Here is a 19,818-nt window from a genome sequence, read left to right on the forward strand (position 1 = left end):
CAGCCCCGGCTTATTCCCTCGAAACAGAGGGATAAACCGGGGCTGATCACAATCTTCGCCATTCGAGCATGGGCCAATAAGCCACAAATGCAATGGCGATCAACGACCTCGCTTTACCAGAGACCGAACGGATCAAAGAGGCCGCCGCCGTCTCCGTCGCTATTGCCGGAACCATCGCCATTCTGACTCTGGCCGTTCTGGCCTTGTCCATTCTGGCCGTTGCTGCCGTTCTGCTTCTGGGTTTCGGAACGGTTGCTGCCCTTGACGTCGCTTTCCTTCTGGTCGAGGGTGACTTCGACGTCCATGGTCTTGCCACCGCGGACGAGGGTGAGCTTCACCTTGTCACCGAGCGCCGAGGCGCGGACGTAACCGAGCAATGCGGAGCTCGAGCCGACCGCCTGGCCGTTGAAAGCGACGATGGTGTCATCGGCCTTGAGTCCGGCCTTGTCCGCCGGGCTGCCCTTGACAACCGCCGAGCCGCCGGTGGAAGGCGTGGTGATCTGAGCGCCGCCGCGGGTGATGCCGTCAGATTCGACATTGGCGGACTTGATGGTCACGCCGAGCATCGCGTGCTGGACGGAACCCTTCTCCACGATTTCATCGGCGACGCGCTTGACGAGGTTCGACGGAATCGCAAAGCCGATGCCGATGGATCCGGACTGGCCGGAAGACGAGGAAGCGGAGGCGATCGAGGAGTTGATGCCGATGACCTGGCCACCTGCGTCGAAGGTGGGGCCGCCCGAGTTGCCGGGGTTGATGGCCGCATCGATCTGCACGGCGTTGGTCACGATTTCGGAATTGTTGTCATCCATCACCGAAACCGGGCGGTTGAGCGCCGAAACGATGCCGGTGGTGGCGGTGTCGTCGTAGCCCAGAGGGTTGCCGACGGCCATGACGCTTTCACCGACCGCGAGTTTGCTGGAATCCGCGAACTCGACCGGCTTGAGGTCGCTTGGCGCATTCTGCAACTGCAGCACCGCGAGATCGGTGGTGCTGTCTGCGCCCACGACGCTCGCCTTATACATCTGACCGTTGGAAAGCGTGACCTGGATGTTCTGGCCACCGCTCACCACATGGTTGTTGGTGACGATGTGGCCCTTGGTATCGAGAATCGCGCCGGAGCCCTTGGCGATGCCCTGGCTGACCTGCGTGGTGATCGAAACCACGGAATTGGACACCTTCGATGAGACGCCGGCCCAGTCGGGAGCCTGCCCGCCCTTGACGTTGGCGGTGCCGGAACCGGATTTGTTGGAAGTGATGCCGGATATCGAGCTGGAAGTCGGAACGGTTACCCATCCTTTGGAAATGCCGAGGAAACCGATACCCAAGCACAGCGCCGCCGTAACGACCGCGGCGACGATGGCCGTGACGACGTTACTGTGCGACTTCGGCTGAGCGTATCCATAGCCATTGCCGTTGTTGCCATAGCCATAACCACCGTTAGGCGTATTCGGACCACCAAGATTGCCGCCGTTCGGCCCTTCCGGCTGAGCGGGTCCAGCGTTGTAGGAATTGTAGGAATTGCCGTAACCGTTGTTGCTCTCGCCGCTCTCGTTGCCGTTCTGACCGGCATTCGGGTTGCGACCGAAGCCGCCGAAGATACCGTTCCACGGCATGCCGGCAGGACCGTTGTTGCCTGGGGCGTTCGGCTGTGAAGCATTGCCGGAACCGAACGGGGCATTGTTGTTGCCGTAGTTGTTGCCATAGCCGTTGCCGATGTGATCGGGCAGCGGGCCATACGCGCCATATTCGGGAGCCGGACGGTACGGGCTTGAGCTGCTGCCGGAGTCGTCGGGAGCAGGGGTCTGATAAGGATTGTCCGAAGAAGTGCTCGTTGAAGTCGGAGCATCTGGCCGGTATCCCGTGGTGAACACCTCTGTCGGAACGGTATTGATGTCTTGCGTATTCTGCGTCACGGCAGGCTGCGTAGTGCCGGGCTCGGAATCAGCTGTGTTATCCGCTTGCGGACCAGGGTAATTGATATTGCCGCCTTCAGCATGTTCACCGTAGCCGGCATAACCGCTATCGGCAGTAAAGCCTGACGAGGCGTTCGCATCATTGTCCGGGTGTGCAGGCTGACCACTGCCCCACTCATCTTTGTTGTCTTCAGCCATTGCTGCTCCTTATATTTTCCCGGATGGCCGCGGCGTTAAGCAAATTCTGGCGTACCACCACTCGTGAACCACTAGTAATGAGTAAAGACAAGCGGTCTGAACGTTTCCTGAACGTTCATTGAAAGAAAGTTTCAAACCTCATACCAATCTGCTGATGTCCTCGCCAAATCCCAGTTCTTGGCTAATTTTATAGGTCCCCATGAACCTAATCGTCGCTGAACGAATTTGTGGTATGGCTCCGCCTAGAGTGAACGTATAACCAGCTTTCGTCGGACAGCACGACCGGCACGGGCGCAATAGCACAGCAAAGCGAGCAATACGGAATTACGATGGCGGAAACGAATATGAGCACCTCAATGCACAGTCCAGAACATCAGCTTGACAGCAAAGGCACGGCAATAACGAACATGACCAATGACGACAGCGGCGCGAACACCGCTCCTCAGAGCCGAAAAGCCGCGAAAGAGCGTGCTATCAATCAGGCTTCCGGCCAACCGCTGGGTCGTACGCAAACCCATATTCCGGGACACAAGGATGTCGCATCAGTGGCAACGTCATATGCGCAGGCCCATTCCGGCAGCTCGGTCTCGCAACTGGTGCCGAGCATTTCGGGATTGTTGGAACGACCTTTGGGAGCGGCACCCGGCAAACCCGGCGAGCGCAGCAAGTTCTACTTCGAGCAAAAGACCCGCCTCTCGGATTCGGCAGACGGTCTGGGGCGCGGAGGTGCGCGTTACGGACGAACCGGCGTCATCCATACCCCGCACGGCGATATCAAGACCCCGGCCTTCGTGCCCGTCGCCACGCAGGCGGCGATGAAGGGCGTGCTGCCGGAGACCATGAAATCGCTCGGCGCGCAATGCCTGCTTTCCAACGCGTTCCACTTGTTTGAACGACCCGGCGAGAGCATCATCGACGAAGCCGGCGGGCTCGCGCGCTTCGAGAACTGGGACGGGCCGACCTTCACCGATTCCGGCGGGTTCCAAGTGCTTTCGCTAGGCGCCGGGTTCAAGAAGACGCTGGCAATGGACGTCACCGGAATGAAGTCCGACGACGTAATCGCCAAGGGCCGCGAGCGCAAGGCCTTCGTAGACGAGGACGGCGTGACGTTCAAATCGCCGCTTAACGGTTCGGAGCACCGGTTCAGCGCCGAGATCTCCATGGGTATCCAGCACAAAATCGGCGCAGACATCATGTTCGCCTTCGACGAGCTCACGACGCTGATGAACACGCGTGGCTATCAGGAGCATTCTGTCGAGCGAACGTTCCGGTGGGCTCGTCGTTGCGTTGCCGAACATCAACGGCTCACCGAGGCGCGGGTCGGCAAACCCTACCAGGCGCTTTACGGCGTCGTGCAGGGTGCGAACTACGAAGATCTGCGACGCAAGGCCGCTTCCGAGATCGCCTCGCTCGACTTCGACGGCGTGGGCATCGGCGGTGCGATCGAGAAGCGCGTCATCGGCAACACCTGCGCGTGGATCTGCGACGAAATGCCGGAGTCACGGCCCCGGCACGTTTTGGGCATCGCCGCGGTGGATGATATCTTCGCGTGCGTGGAGAACGGCGGCGACACCTTCGACTGCGTAGCCCCCGCCCGCTGCGCCCGCAACGGCGCGATCTACACGCGCGACGGCCGATACAACATCAAGCGCGCCGCCAACAAGCGCGACTTCGGGCCGCTCGAGGAGGGCTGCGACTGCTATACGTGCACGCACTACTCGCGCGCCTACGTCGATCATCTGCTGCGCGCCCACGAAATCAACGGCGCGACGCTGGCCACCATCCACAACGAGCGCTTCTTCATCAAGCTGCTCGATGACATCCGCGCCTCCATCGACGGCGGCTACTTCGAGGCCTTCCGCGACGAGACCCTCGCCCGCTACTACGCCCACGGCTCCAAGGGGTGAGACGCCGAATTCGACTCTTGCGATTTTCACCCATTCAGTGCTGGTAAACGGACTCTAACGGCCGCCAAAAGTCCGTTTACCAGCACCAATCTGCCCGGCTGACACATACCTGCTGGGAAACGGACTGTAAAACTCCCTTATCTACCGTTTACCAGCACTATTGTCAAAATTATCCCTCTACTGCTGGTAAACGGACTCTAGCAACTGCTAATAATCCGTTTACCAGCAGTACGCTGTCGTCCTCATTGTCAACGCTGCTAAACGGACTGCCGACATCATTGCTAGTCCGTTTAGACGCATAAGTCTGCGTAGCAACTTGCTTGCTGCTTGCTGCTTGCTGCTGGAAAACGGACTCTAAGATCCACTTACGTGCAGTTTTCCAGCACCAGCCGCATCCATCCGAACAGTTTGAACGGCAAAGTTCCATTCCCTGCCTGCTACAACAGCTCCGGATTACCGCAAAATGTGTCATTCGTCACTTTCTACGACGCACCGAACTCGCTAAGCCGCACCATACCAAGTCAATCGGTATGATGGAAATGTTCACCGATGACAGGCAGAGGGGCAAAATGGATCTGAACGAGGCGATGACGGAGCGCCATTCCGTACGTATGTATACCGACGAGCCTGTCAGCAAGGCCCTGCTTAGTGAAATCGCCTCGGAAATCGAGCGCTGCAACGCCAAGTCCGGCCTACATTTCCAGATGGCCGCCGGGCTCGACGACGCTTTCTGCGGTTACAAGACCCATTACGGGCGGTTTAGCGGTGTGCACAACGCCATCGCTCTAGTTGCGAAAATTGGTGTTCCTTACGATCTACATCCAGCGAAGAAGCAGGCCCGGCCCAATACCAGCAATGCCGCAACTTCTTCCAGTCTGAATTCAACTTCGCGCGCGGATCAGTCAGCAGCCTCCGCCAATTCGCGCTCAAATGACCCGACGCCCGACGCTCACTTTATTTCCCAAACGCCCGGACCGACGGCGAACAACCGCCATACAACGGACTCTGCCGAACAACCCATCGACCCCGTTCCTCCAGAAGAAGCCGAAACCGAGGAAAAGGTGGGTTATTACGGAGAGCAGCTTGCGCTCACGTTGGTTGGGCTTGGGCTCGATTGCTCATGGGCCGTGCTCGATGACGCCACAGACGGCTGGTGGAAGCTGGAACCCGGCGAGCGCATGGTGTGGATCCTCGCGTTCGGCCACGGGGCGCGGCCAGGCGCCAAACATCACAGCAAACCGCTCGATTCGTTCTGCTCGTTGCCCACTAGCCTTGGCAAGAACGGCGAGGCACCGACTCTGGCCGACGCGCCCGATTGGTTCCAGCGCGGTGTCGCCGCGGCCTCACTCGCGCCGACCTCACTGAGCCAGCAGCCCTTCCATTTCACGCTTGAAGACGCGCGCGCCGCTGAAATGACAAATGACAAGAGTCTGAACGCAACAGACCCAGCCACACAAGTCGAAGGCTCATCTGGCCAAAGTACCGCGAACGATTCTCCTTCCGTTACAACAGTCAATTCGATGGCATCCAGCGCAAGCCCCAAGCCTCGCGTCAGCGCCTGCGTCACCCCCGGTCTCTTCGCCCACGTCGGCCTGGGCTGCGCCAAACGCCACTTCGAAATCGGCGCCGGCACCAGCAATTTCGTATGGGCCTGAAACTGACTCGTCCAGAGCTGCTTTCTAACGCAGCCCCTCACTCCTCTGCGCTCAAAAGCAGAATCAGCGGCCTCTTTTTCTGCTTTTCAACGCGAGTCATCACCCTGCAGCGTTCAAAAGCAAGATTTCGGCACAGCTTTTCTGCTTTCCAACGCAATCACGCTAAGACGAACCTGAGTTGGTCAGTCTTGCACACACAACACGCGCCGCAACCGCCTCTTGCGTTCGTCGGCACTGCGCAGTAACCTTATTATTTGTCTGCGAGTATGGCGGAATGGTAGACGCGCTGTCTTCAGGTGGCAGTGAGCGTATGCTCGTGGGGGTTCAACTCCCCCTACTCGCACGAGATTATAAAACTCTCGGAAACGTTAGATTATCAATGTTTCCGAGAGTTTTTGATTTTCAGCATCAAGCAGTTTTGCCTGTAAATTGCCCACCGGAGTTTATACACCCTTCACTTCAGCTGCTTTGATAAGTCCCTGCGTGCATAAATAACTCGTGCAACTGTCACTTGTCTGCGAGCTTCCTCAATCCAGTAGAAAATCTCATAATTACCGACAGACTCACGCCTATATTCGTGTGTCAATGTTCCTGGGGCTTCATATAACGGCCTCGAATATGGCAACTGCGCCAAACTTTCAAAAGCAGCGTAAAAATTATCGGCGTAACGCAACGCAGCGGACCGATTCTCAAGACTCTCGGCAATATAAGTGACAACCTGCTCGACATCTCGTAACGCTACCGGCAGAATTGCGACTTGATAGGATCCACTCTGATTCTTAGCCGTCATCATCATGCCTTCGCAACAGTTTCAGCGCCTTCAGACGCACAGCCAATCGCTGAACGCATAGCTCGCAACGCCTCTTTTGGCGAAAAACGTTGGTCGGTCATTCCCTCTTCGCGCTCGGCTTCCAGCAGCGCCGAATAAACCTGGCTGTCGTATTGCCGATTCTCATACGCCTCCATACTCATGACCACCATGTCTCCGAATCCGTTTTTGGTCAGGAACACTGGCTCTTCACTCTCGTGGACACTGCGAGAAATATCTGCGAAATGATTGCGCAGGTCTGAAACCGGACGAATCTGCTGTACTACCATAAAGCACCTCCTGATCTAAAATTTTAGCATAATTATGCTAAATCAGGAGGCGCATAATTGCATTAATCCATCTAAGTACGACAAACTGTTTTGATAAACTGATTTCATGCGTTCCACATCGTTGCCGTCGTTTCTAGTTGCAGCAAAAGCCGCTACCTACGCTGCGGAAAAACCAGTTGCCGCCGAACCTACGTTCGCAGGATCGCACGAATTCAGATTCACGCAAGGCGACCTGCATTACCGCGATATCTACTTCGGCGGCTTTCGCTTTGCCGGCCAGGAAATCGTAGAAGACGGTTCGCAGCCAATCTGGTCGATGGTTTATTCCGGCACAATATTAGAAAACGACATGAATCAAGGTAACACCGACGAAAACGACGACGCAACGGAAATCTACCAATTCCTGAAACTCGCCTTGCGGCAAGTGAGCCCAGCAGCGCCCTATCGCGGACCGGACTCATTCGAATCCGGCAAATATCGCTATACGAACCAATACGCCGGCGATATCAGGGATTTCAACGGCGAGGAAACCATTTGCGCCGGTCCGCTACCCGTTTATCGCTTACACTATTCCGGCGGATATCTGCGATAACGGACGCAATTCCAGATGGCCAGACGCAATTTCAGACGTCTATATTCCGGTTTTGGGAATCTGCTTTGAATCCAGACGCCCGCTAATCGCCAAAATCGTCGGCGGAGACAGTGACGCAGCCCGCTGCCTGCTTTAGGCGCGGCACTGGTCACCGAGACATACCGGCGGTATCGGCGTAACTACTTGCGCTCGGGGAAGGTGCGGATTTGCGGGGGCTGGTAGGTGGCGGCGAAACGGGTGATCTCGTCGACCGAATCGGTGACCAGCAGTTTCGCGCGATCGGCGGCGGTGAGGAAGCCTGCCGCAACCATGCCGTCGAACATCTGGGCCAGCGGCTGCCAGTAGCCGTCGAGATCGAAGAGCACGCAAGGCTTGTCGTTGAGCCCGATGCGCGATGACGAAAACGCCTCTGCGATCTCCTCGAGCGTGCCGGGGCCGCCAGGAAAAGCGATCAAGATATCGCCCAGCTCCATCATGCGGCGCTTGCGCACGTCCATATCGTCGACGACCTCCATTGTCGTCAGGCCCGTCGCGCCGGCGTTGCGGTCGATGAGCATCTGCGGCATGATGCCGTGCACCTTGCCGCCGCCGTCGAGCACCGTCTGCGCGACCGTGCCCATCAGCCCGACACCGCCGCCGCCATAGACCAGCTCGCCCTCGTCAAGCCCCGCAATCCACTCGCCAAGCCGCTTCGCCGCCGCCGCATACTTCGGATCGTTGCCGCTCGACGCGCCGCAATACACCGTAATCTTCATGCCATTCTCTCCCTCATCTGTAGCCGATACCACTATCGTTTCGGCCGATTGCAGACAATTATAAGCCACTCGCTAGCGCCGGTGCAGCCGCCAATCTGCACGTCAGCCGCCAATCTATGTTCCGACACAGCACAACACCCGGCCACACGTTACTATCGCGCAGCTCAGCTCGCCATTAGATAAAAACATCCATAATATCTATTTTTCCGTCCACAATATGAAATCGGCCGTTACCGACAGAACGACACCGCGCATACTACGAATACCGATGACGGCGCTATACAGCGTATCCGCGCAATCCGCGCCGTACATCGTCGCCGAACCGTAGCGGCCACGAAACCGCAAGCGGAGCGAGAGAAGAGGGGTAATGAAATGAAGTACGGAATCATCGGAGCCGGGGCCATGGGCCTGCGATACGGCGTGCTGCTGCAGGAGAAGGCCGGCAAGGAAGTGGAATACGTCGAGCCGTGGCAGCCCAACGTCGACAAGATTCGCGAGCAGGGCGGCGCCTACGTCTCGCGCGACCACGAAAACCGCCACCTGGTAAAGGCCGACATCTACTCCCCCGAAGACTATGGCGAGAAGCTCAAGCGCGAAGGCGGCGACCCCGACGTGTGGATCATCATGCTCAAGCAGATGCAGCTTGCCGACGCGCTCAAGCGCTGCGCCGACGCGGGTATCTTCAAGGACCATCAGGTCGTCTTCTCGGCGATGAACGGATGGGGCCACTTCGACAAGATCCTCAACTACTTCCCCAAGGAACGCATCTACGGCGGCACCGCGATGGTCGCGTCCGTCTTCAACGGCCCCGGCGACGTCGATTTCATCGGCAAGCCCGGCGCTGGCACCATGCATATCTGCGCGATGACCGAGGAGATCACCGACATCGAGAAGGAGATGGTCGCCGACCTCGACAAGACCGGTTTCAACCCGCAGGTCACGCAGAACTTCCGCGGCACCTGCCTGGCGAAAGTCATCTTCAACTCCGTGATCAACTCGCTGTGCACGATGTACCAGATCACGATGGGGCAGTTCATCTCCTACCCCGGCGCGATGGACATGGCACGCCAGCTGATCAACGAGGCCTACGACGCGCTCGAACGCGACGGTTTCAAGCCGATTCAGGACCGAGAGGCCGCCGTTCAGGAGGTCGATTACGTCAGCCGCGTCGCCAACCCGCTGCACTATCCGTCGATGTACCAGGACATGCACAACGGCCGCAAGACCGAGGTGGACTACATCAACGGTTACATCGCCGAGGTCGGGCGCCGGGTCGACAGCCCGTGCCGCACGCAGGAGTTCCTGCGCCATTGCCTACACGTCGCCGAGCTCGCCTTCCAAATCCACAAGCAGGAAACCGCTGAGGCAGCAACAGCGACCAAGTAACGTAGCCGGTTTCGGTTAGAGGATAGTTGGCCCGCTTAAAGGTCGGCGGTCAATCAGCGCGTTAAAAGAGACGATTGAAATTCTCAGAACGTCCTTTTAACGCGCTTTCTATTGCTTTTGTATAAAAAGCAATAATATACAACGCCTCGTTATATATACATAAGCAAACCGCGGCACTAGCCGATGAAGACCAAAGCCCCAAGGCTCAGCGCAAAAACGAAGCAAACCGGAGTGTATAGCCAAGTATCCCAGTAGGCGAAAACCGTATCGCGCTCGCGCTTGAAGACGCCGACAACGTTGGTTTCACCGATGAAACGAACGAAAAAGACCAGCGTCGCCACGCCGAGCAGCACTCGCACGACGATATTGGGACTCACCCAGTCCATGACCAGCAACGCAATCTGCACAACGAAGCAGAAAACCACACACCACGCGGCCCAGGCAGGCGGCTGATCCCCCGCCTTGACGTGGAGCAGATGCGGCTTGTAGTCGTTTTTATAGGCCGGCAGCACATATTCGGTCAGCTTCGTACCGCCGCAACCCCAGTAGGCATGTACCGAAAGAATGGCCACACTCATCACGATGTCGAGCACGATGAGGATATGTTTCAGCAGTTCCATACGTTCCATGCTATCGCATCCGGACAGTTAATATCCGCTTCCATCACTATTGCATATAGAGGTATCGCTTTGAATGCTAGCCGCTTTACGAGGTGCCGCTATTTCTGCCGATTAAAGCATCCATTACGGCACCTCGCCCACGCATAACAGACAATGCCGTCGGCGTAAACAGGCTATTACCGCAGAACCTCAGTCGATGAAAACGTACTTCGACAGGCGATCCATCGCTTCCTGCACGCGGGAAAGCGGCAGGGCGACGTTCATACGGATGGCGCACGGAGCCTTGAACTGGCGACCGTCCTGCACGGCGACGCCGACATTCCACGCGCGCTTGAGCACCTCGTCAAGCGTGACGTTGTGGGCCTCGCACCAGCCGGTGCAGCCAAGGAAGAGCATGTAAGTCCCCTGGGGATGTGCGAAGGTGACCTCCGGGAAATGCTCGGCAAAGTAATCGCAGACGTAATCGACGTTGCCGGTGAGCACCTGCCGCAGCTCGTCCAGCCACTCGTGGCCTTCGGGCTTGTAGGCACCGATCAGCGCATGCATCGACAGCACGTTCATCTCGTTGTAGACCGCCTTCGAGCTGTAGGCCGTCACGCGATCGCGCAGGTACTTGTTGTAGATGATGTGGTACGAGCCGATCAGGCCAGCGAGGTTGAAGGTCTTGCTCGGCGCGTAAAGCGCGACGGTGCGGTTGCGGGCGTCGTCGCTGACCGACTGGGTCGGGATGTGCTTGTGGCCCTCGAGAATGATGTCGGACCAGATCTCGTCGGAGACGACCACGCAGTCATTGGCGCGATAGACCTCCATTGCCTTCTCGATCTCCCAGCGCTCCCAGACGCGGCCGCAGGGGTTGTGCGGGCTGCAGAAGACGGCGACGTGGATGTTGTTTTCCTTGATCTTCTTGTCCATATCGTCGAAGTCCATGCGCCAAACGCCCTTGTCGTCACGCTTGAGCGCCGAGTGGACGATGTGGTAGCCGTTGGATTCGATGGCATTGGTGAAGCCCACGTAGGTCGGCTGATGCACGAGCACCGAGTCGCCGGGGGTCGCAAAGGAATGCAACGTGGAGACCAGCCCGCCGAGCACGCCGTTTTCGTAGCCGATATCCTCCGGCTTGAGGTCGGTCACGCCGTTGCGCGTCTTTTGCCAGTCGATGATGGAATTGTAATACTCATCGCTCGGGTTGAAATAGCCGAACGCCGGGTGCTTCGCACGCTCGATGATGGCATCGGTGATTGTCGGAGCCGTGGGAAAATTCATGTCGGCGATCCACATCGGAATGACGTCGTAACCATCCTTCGGCGCTTCGGGCGCGAATCCGGGCCGCGAGCCGAGACCATCCACCGCAATGGCGTCTCTGCCGTGTCTATCCATAATCGATGTGAAATCGTACTTCATAATCCTTCTCTCCCTAATTATCAAAGCGCTAATTAACCAGTTCTTTACCGAGGAAGCACATCAGGCCATCTATTGCCGAAATGCCCAGTTGTCAACTCCTCGTGGGTACAAATCCGCCGAGCACATACAATATTTTTAGGTTTCAAAGGGCTATACAGCACCAGCACATCATCTCGCAAATGAAACTCCATACATCCGTTATACAAACCACCGGGGTTGTTGAGCGGATGAGGACGATACCCGTCAGGGACGCAACCTTGCACCATTAATTCGTCTACCATCAAAGACACCAGTTCCTGCGCCAAACCCGCGTCATAGCGCGCCAAACGTGACAAATCAGCATCGAATTCTGTCGAAAACTTCAGATCAAGCATGGGCCGCACCATCGATGATGGCTTCCATATGAGCGCGCGCTTCGTCCTTGGTATGGCAGACGATACCTGGGACCGACGTCACTCCGTCATCTGAGAGCGCTCCTGCGATGACATTCTGCACAGCCTGTTCCACAGCCGCAACCAGATCGTAACCGCTTTCGCTACTCTTTGCAGCGGCGGCAGTGTACTTCTCGGCATCCACAGGTACCCCGATTGTCAACGTCACCATAGCGGTCTCCTTGCTCCGGCAATAATGTATCTTATTTTACACACTACTCACTGTTACATGAGAGAGAATCACGGAACGAACCGCGTAATTCCTCTTTATTCCTCTTCGGCGACCATGTCATCCACGGATTCGCCGTAGAAGTCGATGATGCGGTCGACGTAGGGGCCGAGGATCGCGTTGGGCATGCTGAAAATCTCGTGGACCGCCGGCTCGACTCGTTCCAAAACCACGTCCCCGCTTTCGACGCGGACGCGCTCGACGAAACGGTTTTGCGCCCCATTGTGCACCCACGTATCGCGGCCGGCCTGGAAGAGCAGAATCGGCGTCTCGATACGCGAACAGGCCTCGCGCCGCAGAATCGCGCGCGACATCTTGAGCGCCTGATTGACCCAGCCGAACGTGGCGGCGTTGGTCTGGTAGTGCTTGTCTTTCACACGCCAGCTGAAATACCATTGCACGCGCGCTTGCTCGGCACCCTCGTATCCCTTGAGTTTCATGGTCGGCGAGAACTCGGTTTGCCCGGGTGCACGGCGGCGCGAAAGTCCGACTGCACTGGCGAGCGCAGTGGCGGGTCCGGCGATGGCATTGGACATTCCGGTGACCGGCTCGATCATCGGCGAAGACAGCACGGCGCGGTCGAAGAGCATCGGGAAGCTTTCGAGCGTCGCCGCCGCGATGCCGCCGCCCATCGAGTGCGAATACAAGTGCATCGGCTGATCGCCTGCGTACTGCCGTCCGACGGTCTGCGCGAATTTGGCGAGATCGGCGACATACCGCCGCCAATCGTCAATCCAGACCAGCGATGGATTGCTGACGTCGCGCACGGAATAGCCGTGGCCGCGATGCTCCAAAATGCAGACGGAATAACCCGCGAGCAGGAAATACCACGTCATCTCGGCGTGCTTGGCGGCGAATTCCGTAAAGCCGAACGAAAAGACAATCGAGCCGCGGAATTTGGCGCTGGCACCGTCGATATTGAGGGCGTCGAACTTGTGCGCGTCGAAGCAAACATAATGCAATGCCCCGGGCGTCGGGGGCGCGGGCAACGACGAGATACCAAAGAGCTTGCTGTGCATCATTCGCTGCTCGTCCGCTTCGTCCGGACCGGTGTCGATGCCGCCGCCGCTGATTCCGATACCCGCATCCCCCATACCGATGTGGGTGGTGCCGCTGGCGTCGCCTGCGATATCGGAGGCAGCCGAACCCGCGGCTCGGGAATCGGCATCCGTACCATTCCCGCCATCGGCAGTATCGGGATTATCGATATCATCCGAAACGCTTTGATACGCGCTACTTTGCACCGTGAGGTTAGCCGAATCGGCGTCAGATACCCCGGCAGGCGACATCCATCCTTCCTCGCGGCACTGCGCGAGCGCCGGCAACACGGTTTCGCGCATCACGTCGGCATAATGGTTCTCGTCAATCAACGGCATATGCATATCGCCAGTCTATCCGCACCCGCTGGCACGTTTCACGCCGATTCCATACACATATGTTCGCAATTTAAAAGCGAAACGAAAGCGGGAAAACGACCTCGCTATGCAGCAACCTCGTTCAGCCCTCGATTCCCAGCGCATCGTAGAGGAAGTCGCGCTGGAGGGTCAGGAGGTTTTCGGCGACCTTCGGGTCATTGGTCATGTGGGTGATGCCCGTGAGCGGCAGGTAGGTGTGGGGACGGCCGGCCTCCATCAGCGCCTTGGAAAGCCGCAGCGAGTTGGCGATGCTGACGTTGTCGTCGGCGAAACCGTGGATGAGCATCAGCGGGCGGCGCAGCTTGGGCGCGTCGGCGACGATGGAGTTGCGCTCGTAGACCGCCGGGTCGAGGCCAAGATAACGTTCGGTGTAATGCGTATCGTACAGCGTCCATTCCGTTGGCGGCGCACCGGCGCAGGCCGCGCGGAAGACGTCGGGGGCATCGATGGCGACGAGTGCCGAAAGGAAGCCGCCGAACGACCACCCGATCATCGTCACGCGGTCGAGATCGGCTTCGGGCGCGACCTGCGGCAGCGCGTGCACGGCCTCCACCTGATCGTCGAGCGAGACGAATTTCATGTCCTCGAACATCTCGCGATCCCACTTCGGGCCGCGCCCGGTGGTGCCGCGGTTGTCGGCGGTGACCACGATGAAGCCCTGGTCGGCCCACCACTGGGCCTCCCAATAGTTGGCCTGCGAGAAGGTGACCTGCTGGAATCCGGGGCCGCCGTATGGCTTCATCAGCACCGGCAGCTTGGCTGCGCCGGCAAATTTGCTGGAAGCGCTCGGGCGGGTGATAGCGGTGAACATGCGGTGCTCGCCGATGCGTACGAACACGGTATTCGGCGTGAAACCAGGGGTTTCGGCATGGCTGGCAACTGGGGCTTCCGTCACGTAGCCGGAGTCGTTTGTCAGTACGTTGTCAGTACCAACCGGTTTGGTTTGCGCGACAGATTCATTTCCAGCAAACTCGTCGTTCAAGCCGTCAGCAACCGCGGAACCATCAACATGTGCCATATCGGCTTCGCCATTTCCAGCCGCAGGGGCCGCAACCGAATCTTCCAAACCGTGCACCATCACCGACCCGGGATGCGCCATGTCATGACCTGAGACGACGATGCCGTCGCCCGCGCGGCTTGCGCTCCACACGCCCGGACGTGCAGTGACCGGCGTGATGTTGCCGTCGAAATCGATGGCGACCACGTCATAGCTGCGGGCGTCGTGCAACGCCTCATCACCGCGCCAGGCCGCGGGAACGGCGGGAAGCGAACCGCGTTCCGAAGCGATTTCCATGGACTCGCGGCCGATGCCGACACCGGCTCTCGAGTCCGCACCCCGAAGCACCGCCTCAGCTTCCGACGCACTTGCAGTTTTGGCCGCATTGATAGCCGCCACCGTCCCAGCCGTACCGGTCGAAGTTGATGAGCTAGCACCGGTTTTCACCGCACCGGCCGAAGCCGATGCACCCGCCGCGCTTCCACCTGCATCCGCAACCTCATGCGGCGTTCGCTGCACCACCGCAAGCACGTTCTCGTCGCCGACATCCAGCACTTCGCGCACCTGCCAGTCGACCGGCGTGAACGGTTTGCCGTCGACAGTCAGCCGGTTGGTGTCGGTATCCATATCGTTCAAGGCACAGACTAGGCGCCCGTCCGGTGTGAAGGCCGGAGTGCCGAGCACGAGGTCAATCCACTGGTCGTTGGCATGTTCCTCCAAGACGCGCGTGCGCCCGTCAGGCTGCACCTCCAGCACCTGGTCGCACGTCTGCCGACGGTTCTGCACCAGCACCAGCGGCTCGTGGCCAGCCTTCCAGCTTACGACCGCCACATATTCGTAAGCTTCGCGATCCCACGAAACGTTCTGCACATCGCAACCTGCATAGTGTTCGTCGCGCCCGTCATCGAACTCGAGATGAGCCAGCATCAGCCGCGTGACGGCGTTCTTGGTCAACGCCCTCGCGTAACGCCGCCCAGCCGCAGGCTTGTCGGGATGCGCCGGATCGCTGATATACCACATCGGTTCGGGCGAGCTATCATACATTTCGAAGAGCAGACCACGCGAGTCCGGGGCCCACCAGAAGCCATCGTAACGGTCCATTTCCTCACCGGCCACGAATTCGGCCAACCCGATTTTGAGCGTCCCGTTCGGATCGTTGCCAACACTCCACACGGTGCTGAATCGGTCGCCGGAAGTGTTGGCATCGCTGACATCTGCGCCTTGGTGACTCTCTTGTGTATCGGCCGCGCAGGTGTGCGGGTGCGCATGATTACGAGCATTCGAAATCATGGCGCTCCCGCTATCATTGACAACGGCAGAATCAGCATCATCAGCGTCTTGGTTTAAAGCCATTGCGGCGAATTGCGCACCCTCGCGACCGGCTTCAGCAACACTATTGTCACCATTATTCTCAGCGGCAAAATCAGTACCGGTGACGGCTTCATTTACAGTCGCATCATCGAATCCGCTATCACCCCAATCGGCGATATCCACCATCACCAAACGCGCGCCGGTCGTATAGGCGATATGCCGTCCATCCGGCGAAATCCTAGGATTCAGCACCGGCAACCACTTGCTACTGGCCGGCGAACCCTTCGAATCCGAAGCAACCGTATCATCGTCATTGCCGCAATCCGCAGCATCAGTGGCATGATTGCCGTCATTGCGAATATCGGAATCGCCGTAATCCGCAACGCCTGTCTGCCCATCGGAGCATCCATCACTACCTTGGCCGCCAATCGCGATCTGCCGTGTACGAGCGCCGTCGCCATCCTCGTCAATCTCGCTGACGAACAGCTGGCCGTTAATGGTGAAGGCCACGCGACGCCCCATCGAATCCGCGGAATACGAAACGATGCCCTGTCCGCCTTCACGGGCACGCTCGCGCCGCGCCTTCTCCTCGGCCGGCACGTCCTCGTTGTCGGCATCGGCGAGCAGTTCACGCGGGTCGGCCAGCAGCACCTCACGATGCGAACCGTCACGCCCAATCACGCTCATCCAGAGCGAGGTAACCAGATCTTCCGGCCCATCCGAGCGCAGAAACAGCGCCCGCGACCCGTCCCCAATCACCGACGCGGACCGAGGCGCCCCACCCGTGAACCGCAACGAACGCGCCCTGCGCCCCGGAAACTGCGCAATCGCCTTCGCCTGCGCGTCCAAATCATCACTATTTTCAGTCTTCCCTAAAGTCATGTTTCTAGTATAAGGAATTCACACTCGTCCTAACCCATGGTTGCCAAAAGTAAGATGGAAATACGTACAGTATCTTTTGGCGGCCATAGGTTAGAGCGAACCAAACATTTTGGTATCCAGCGTCGTACAATGTAAAAAGCATTAAAAGAGAAAAAGGAAACAATGAAGTTTTGCAACAAATGCGGGCATCGGCTCGACGACAACGAAAAATTCTGTACGCAATGCGGAGCTCCTGCCCCTTCGGCAGGCGCAAACAGCGGCGTACCCGCGCGCAACGACGCACCTCACCCCCTCGGCGCAGCGTCCATACCCCTGCCGCAACATTCGTCGCAGCCACAAGGCAACGCAGCCTCGGGGACGGGGCAAGCCGGGCCGAACGCCAATTCTGCGAACCCAGCACCAGCGAACCCAGCATCGGCGACGAGCCCAGCATCGTCAGCCCCAATACATGCGGCAATAGCGCCAGCAGCTGCGAGTGCATCGATGACGAACCCGGCAATGGGGCCGGGACCTGAAGTCGGAGCCACTACAGCCGCAACAGCCACCACGGCACCAGCCAAGGCAGACAGCAAGAAGCGTCTCACCATCCTCATCGCGGCAATCGTGGCTGTGGTCCTCGTGGTAGCGGGCGCAGGTTTCGGCACCTACAAAGCCCAACTCTGGGGCGGCAAAACCGTGCCCAGCCCCGCAAGTCTAGGCATCGCCAAATCCGCGAAAACCCACGAATTCACCGCCAAGGACGTCGAGGCTTCGCTGCACAAACGCGGCTTCAAGACGGTAACCGTTCCGACATTCTCGGGCAAACCCAAGGGCACCTTCCTCAAATACCGCAACATCAATCCCAACAGGCGTTACAGCACCAGCAAGGATCGCATCACCCTCATCTCCTCGAACGGCCCGGGCGTGCCCAAAGGCACCAAAGGGCAGTCCGTTGAGAAAGTCGTCAAGACCATGGGCGCAATGAATGTGCCCGTGCATTATCACCGAGTAGTGGTCACAAACCAAAAGACCAAGGCCGGCACGGTCATCGCCTCCGAGCCTTCCGAAGGCCAGCCCGTCCTCGATACGAAAACCGGCATCAACATCGGCGTCGCCGAGCAAACTAAAGGCATCGGCTACGACGTCGTGGGCCAAGACAAAGACGAGGCCCGGCAGCAGTATGCGAGCGCCGGTTTCACCGTCATCATGCGCCCGCGCTTCTCCGCCAAGGCGAAGGTCGGTAAGATCGTGAACTCCAACCCGAAGCCCGGCACCGAAACGCCCGGCGGCAGCCTCGTCCTTTATTACGGCATCGACGCCAGCGGGTTCAAGGACGCCGTGAACGGCAAAAACGTCTACGCAAACGATCCGAGCGAACAAGACACCGAGCTCAACATGATGGTGGGCACAGCGGCACCCGTGGAAGGCAAATACTGCACCAACGCCGGCAAATGCATCGAATTCAAGAACGACAATCTGGACCCATCCGCCGCCGAGGATTACGTCTACAGCACCGACGCCCCACCCCAGTCGGGCATCGGCGAAAAGGCCGGTTCCCCAAGTGCGCTGGTATTCTGCGGCGCGGCACAGCAGCAATTCTGCAATCCGGAAGACGATTCGCAGGCCTTGTATACCCAGGACGCCGGCGCGTTCGAGCTGACCACGCACGATGCGGCGTTCAACTACACCTGCGGCAATACCCCGATGCAGGAGGACTTCGGCCTGTGCGTCAACGGCAAACGCCTCGACCTCGAAACGGCGATCGATCAGGGCGCCTCCTCCGACGAACTTTCGGGAGCGCATTACGATATGGGCCCGCTATACGTCTACTTCCCCGTCGGCGCAGACGTTTCGAAGGTGGTCAAGTCCGATTACTTCGACAAGGACGCGGTCACCAAGGCCGAGAAGCAAAAGAAAATCGATACTTCGCGCCCGTTCTTCATCAGCCGTGACAAGAAGCTTTACGACAAGACCAGCCTCGATATCACCTCGCTGACGACCCGCAACCCGTACGCGCCTTCGTTCGCCTCGAAAAAGAAGACCCTTGAGCCGGTCAAGCCCGCGCCCAGCGACGAGACGGCCTACTATCTGGTGGATGATCCGCAGCTCGACTGGGGGTCGTTGCCGGAGTACGCCGTTCCTGCGGCGGGCAAAGACAGCGGCAAGACGAGCGGCAAAAACGCCAAACAGCCTAAGGCGGACGCACACAATGCGACGCCAGACCAGATCACGGCAGCACTGAAAAAGAATGATTTCACACTCGTTGCGGGCAAATACTGCACCAAGAGCGACGAATGCGTGCAGATCAACCAGAAGGGTCTGCTCACCGGCGGAGGCGGCAAAAACTCGATGCTCGAGCACGCAACCAGCCAGCTAGCTCTTTCCGTCACCGAGGAGGACGGAGGCGGCGCGTCATACACCGTCAACCCCAAATCACCGTTCCTCCAGCTTCACGGTCCGGACAGCGAATACCAATGTTCCGGAGGCACGGGGCTTGACCAGTGCAAGGGCGTGATGATGAACCAGATGACCAGCACGCCGACCAGCCTCATCTATGTGTTCAAGGGAGCCGATACCTCCGGCTGGTATACGAACCCCAACGACACGACGCCGACCCCCGGTTACCTTTACGACGGGCCGCAAGACGGCACACCGGCGAAAACCGACAGGCCATATCTCTCGGCGCTCAACAGCCATAGCACCTCGATGCTGACCCCACCCTCAGATGATGACGTCTATTATCTGCAGGACTGACGGTTATCTGCAGGACTGACGATTTCGCCGCTCTTTTTTAACGCTACCGTCAAATATGTGCACCTTACCCAAGCTAACTTGCACTTATCTCACGCCAGCGTCTAAAAAGTGCAAGTTACCGACGCCAAAATGCACTTTTCAGACGCCAGCGCAACAAACATGCACATTACCAACAGTGAGCGCCTCCCCACGTCAGGGGCTTAGATATGGCGGGGACGGATGGCGTAAACAGGGCAACAAGAACGGCATTCGGCAGGCATTCGGCAGGCATGCGGCAAGCATCCGGCAGGTC

Annotated in this window: 16 protein-coding genes and 1 tRNA gene; 7 read left to right on the plus strand and 10 right to left on the minus strand. The window is 58.5% G+C overall.

The genetic code is table 11. The annotated features are described in order from the left end of the window. Positions 1-113: 113 nt before the first annotated feature. Positions 114-2,114, minus strand: coding sequence for a trypsin-like peptidase domain-containing protein (locus tag OZX64_RS08660; protein WP_277172805.1), 2,001 nt, complete (start codon positions 2,112-2,114; stop codon positions 114-116). A 605-nt stretch (positions 2,115-2,719) separates the two neighbouring features. Here OZX64_RS08660 and tgt point away from each other — a divergent pair. The 3 genes from tgt to OZX64_RS08675 all read left to right on the plus strand — a co-directional run bounded on the left by tgt (position 2,720) and on the right by OZX64_RS08675 (position 6,019). Beyond that, the gene (tgt, locus tag OZX64_RS08665) at positions 2,720-4,021 is read left to right on the plus strand and encodes a tRNA guanosine(34) transglycosylase Tgt (protein ID WP_277175036.1); all 1,302 of its coding nucleotides are present in this window, start codon (positions 2,720-2,722) and stop codon (positions 4,019-4,021) included. A 530-nt stretch (positions 4,022-4,551) separates the two neighbouring features. After that, positions 4,552-5,676, plus strand: coding sequence for a nitroreductase family protein (locus OZX64_RS08670; RefSeq protein WP_277172808.1), 1,125 nt, complete (start codon positions 4,552-4,554; stop codon positions 5,674-5,676). Between the two features lie 260 nt (positions 5,677-5,936). Further along, a tRNA-Leu gene (locus tag OZX64_RS08675) sits at positions 5,937-6,019 on the plus strand. Between the two features lie 111 nt (positions 6,020-6,130). Here OZX64_RS08675 and OZX64_RS08680 read toward each other — a convergent pair. Together OZX64_RS08680 and OZX64_RS08685 are read right to left on the minus strand one after the other, a co-directional pair. Further along, complete coding sequence (locus tag OZX64_RS08680) at positions 6,131-6,466, minus strand: type II toxin-antitoxin system RelE/ParE family toxin (RefSeq protein WP_277172810.1); 336 nt, start codon at positions 6,464-6,466, stop codon at positions 6,131-6,133. 2 nt (positions 6,467-6,468) lie between these two features. Continuing rightward, the gene (locus tag OZX64_RS08685; protein WP_277172812.1) at positions 6,469-6,774 is read right to left on the minus strand and encodes a type II toxin-antitoxin system Phd/YefM family antitoxin; all 306 of its coding nucleotides are present in this window, start codon (positions 6,772-6,774) and stop codon (positions 6,469-6,471) included. Positions 6,775-6,880: 106 nt separating this feature from the next. Here OZX64_RS08685 and OZX64_RS08690 point away from each other — a divergent pair, with 106 nt between their 5' ends. Continuing rightward, on the plus strand, positions 6,881-7,366 hold the full coding sequence (locus tag OZX64_RS08690; RefSeq protein WP_277172813.1) for a DUF5680 domain-containing protein: 486 nt from the start codon (positions 6,881-6,883) through the stop codon (positions 7,364-7,366). Positions 7,367-7,545: 179 nt separating this feature from the next. On the opposite strand, the gene OZX64_RS08695 is transcribed toward OZX64_RS08690, so the two are convergent. After that, positions 7,546-8,121 (minus strand): TIGR00730 family Rossman fold protein, encoded by a 576-nt coding sequence (locus OZX64_RS08695; RefSeq protein ID WP_277172816.1) that lies wholly within the window; start codon positions 8,119-8,121, stop codon positions 7,546-7,548. 372 nt (positions 8,122-8,493) lie between these two features. Between OZX64_RS08695 and OZX64_RS08700 the strand changes: the two genes are divergently transcribed. Further along, entirely contained in the window at positions 8,494-9,507 is a 1,014-nt protein-coding gene (locus OZX64_RS08700; RefSeq protein ID WP_277172818.1) for a 2-dehydropantoate 2-reductase, read from the plus strand. Between the two features lie 176 nt (positions 9,508-9,683). On the opposite strand, the gene OZX64_RS08705 is transcribed toward OZX64_RS08700, so the two are convergent. The 6 genes from OZX64_RS08705 to OZX64_RS08730 form a co-directional block, all read right to left on the minus strand. Then, entirely contained in the window at positions 9,684-10,127 is a 444-nt protein-coding gene (locus OZX64_RS08705; RefSeq protein WP_277172820.1) for a DUF3995 domain-containing protein, read from the minus strand. Positions 10,128-10,316: 189 nt separating this feature from the next. Then, positions 10,317-11,528, minus strand: coding sequence for an aminotransferase class I/II-fold pyridoxal phosphate-dependent enzyme (locus OZX64_RS08710; protein ID WP_277172822.1), 1,212 nt, complete (start codon positions 11,526-11,528; stop codon positions 10,317-10,319). A 44-nt stretch (positions 11,529-11,572) separates the two neighbouring features. After that, positions 11,573-11,902: a type II toxin-antitoxin system YafQ family toxin gene (locus tag OZX64_RS08715; RefSeq protein ID WP_277172824.1), complete on the minus strand. Its 330-nt coding sequence runs from the start codon at positions 11,900-11,902 to the stop codon at positions 11,573-11,575. Beyond that, positions 11,895-12,131: a hypothetical protein gene (locus OZX64_RS08720; protein ID WP_277172826.1), complete on the minus strand. Its 237-nt coding sequence runs from the start codon at positions 12,129-12,131 to the stop codon at positions 11,895-11,897. Before OZX64_RS08720 ends, OZX64_RS08715 begins: the two co-directional genes overlap by 8 nt. A gap of 95 nt (positions 12,132-12,226) precedes the next feature. Beyond that, positions 12,227-13,570 carry an alpha/beta hydrolase gene (locus OZX64_RS08725; protein WP_277172828.1) on the minus strand — a complete coding sequence of 448 codons (1,344 nt, stop codon included), beginning with the start codon at positions 13,568-13,570 and terminating at the stop codon, positions 12,227-12,229. A gap of 115 nt (positions 13,571-13,685) precedes the next feature. After that, the gene (locus OZX64_RS08730) at positions 13,686-16,793 is read right to left on the minus strand and encodes an alpha/beta fold hydrolase (protein WP_277172830.1); all 3,108 of its coding nucleotides are present in this window, start codon (positions 16,791-16,793) and stop codon (positions 13,686-13,688) included. Between the two features lie 221 nt (positions 16,794-17,014). Here OZX64_RS08730 and OZX64_RS08735 point away from each other — a divergent pair, with 221 nt between their 5' ends. Together OZX64_RS08735 and OZX64_RS08740 are read left to right on the plus strand one after the other, a co-directional pair. Beyond that, positions 17,015-17,308 (plus strand): hypothetical protein, encoded by a 294-nt coding sequence (locus OZX64_RS08735; RefSeq protein ID WP_277172832.1) that lies wholly within the window; start codon positions 17,015-17,017, stop codon positions 17,306-17,308. After that, a complete protein-coding gene (locus OZX64_RS08740) occupies positions 17,292-19,526 on the plus strand; it encodes a PASTA domain-containing protein (RefSeq protein WP_277172835.1) in 2,235 nt (744 codons plus the stop codon). The genes OZX64_RS08735 and OZX64_RS08740 overlap by 17 nt, the downstream gene beginning before the upstream one ends. Positions 19,527-19,818: the final 292 nt, after the last annotated feature.

It is taken from the genome of Bifidobacterium sp. ESL0704, assembly GCF_029392075.1.
Lineage (GTDB): Bacteria > Actinomycetota > Actinomycetes > Actinomycetales > Bifidobacteriaceae > Bifidobacterium.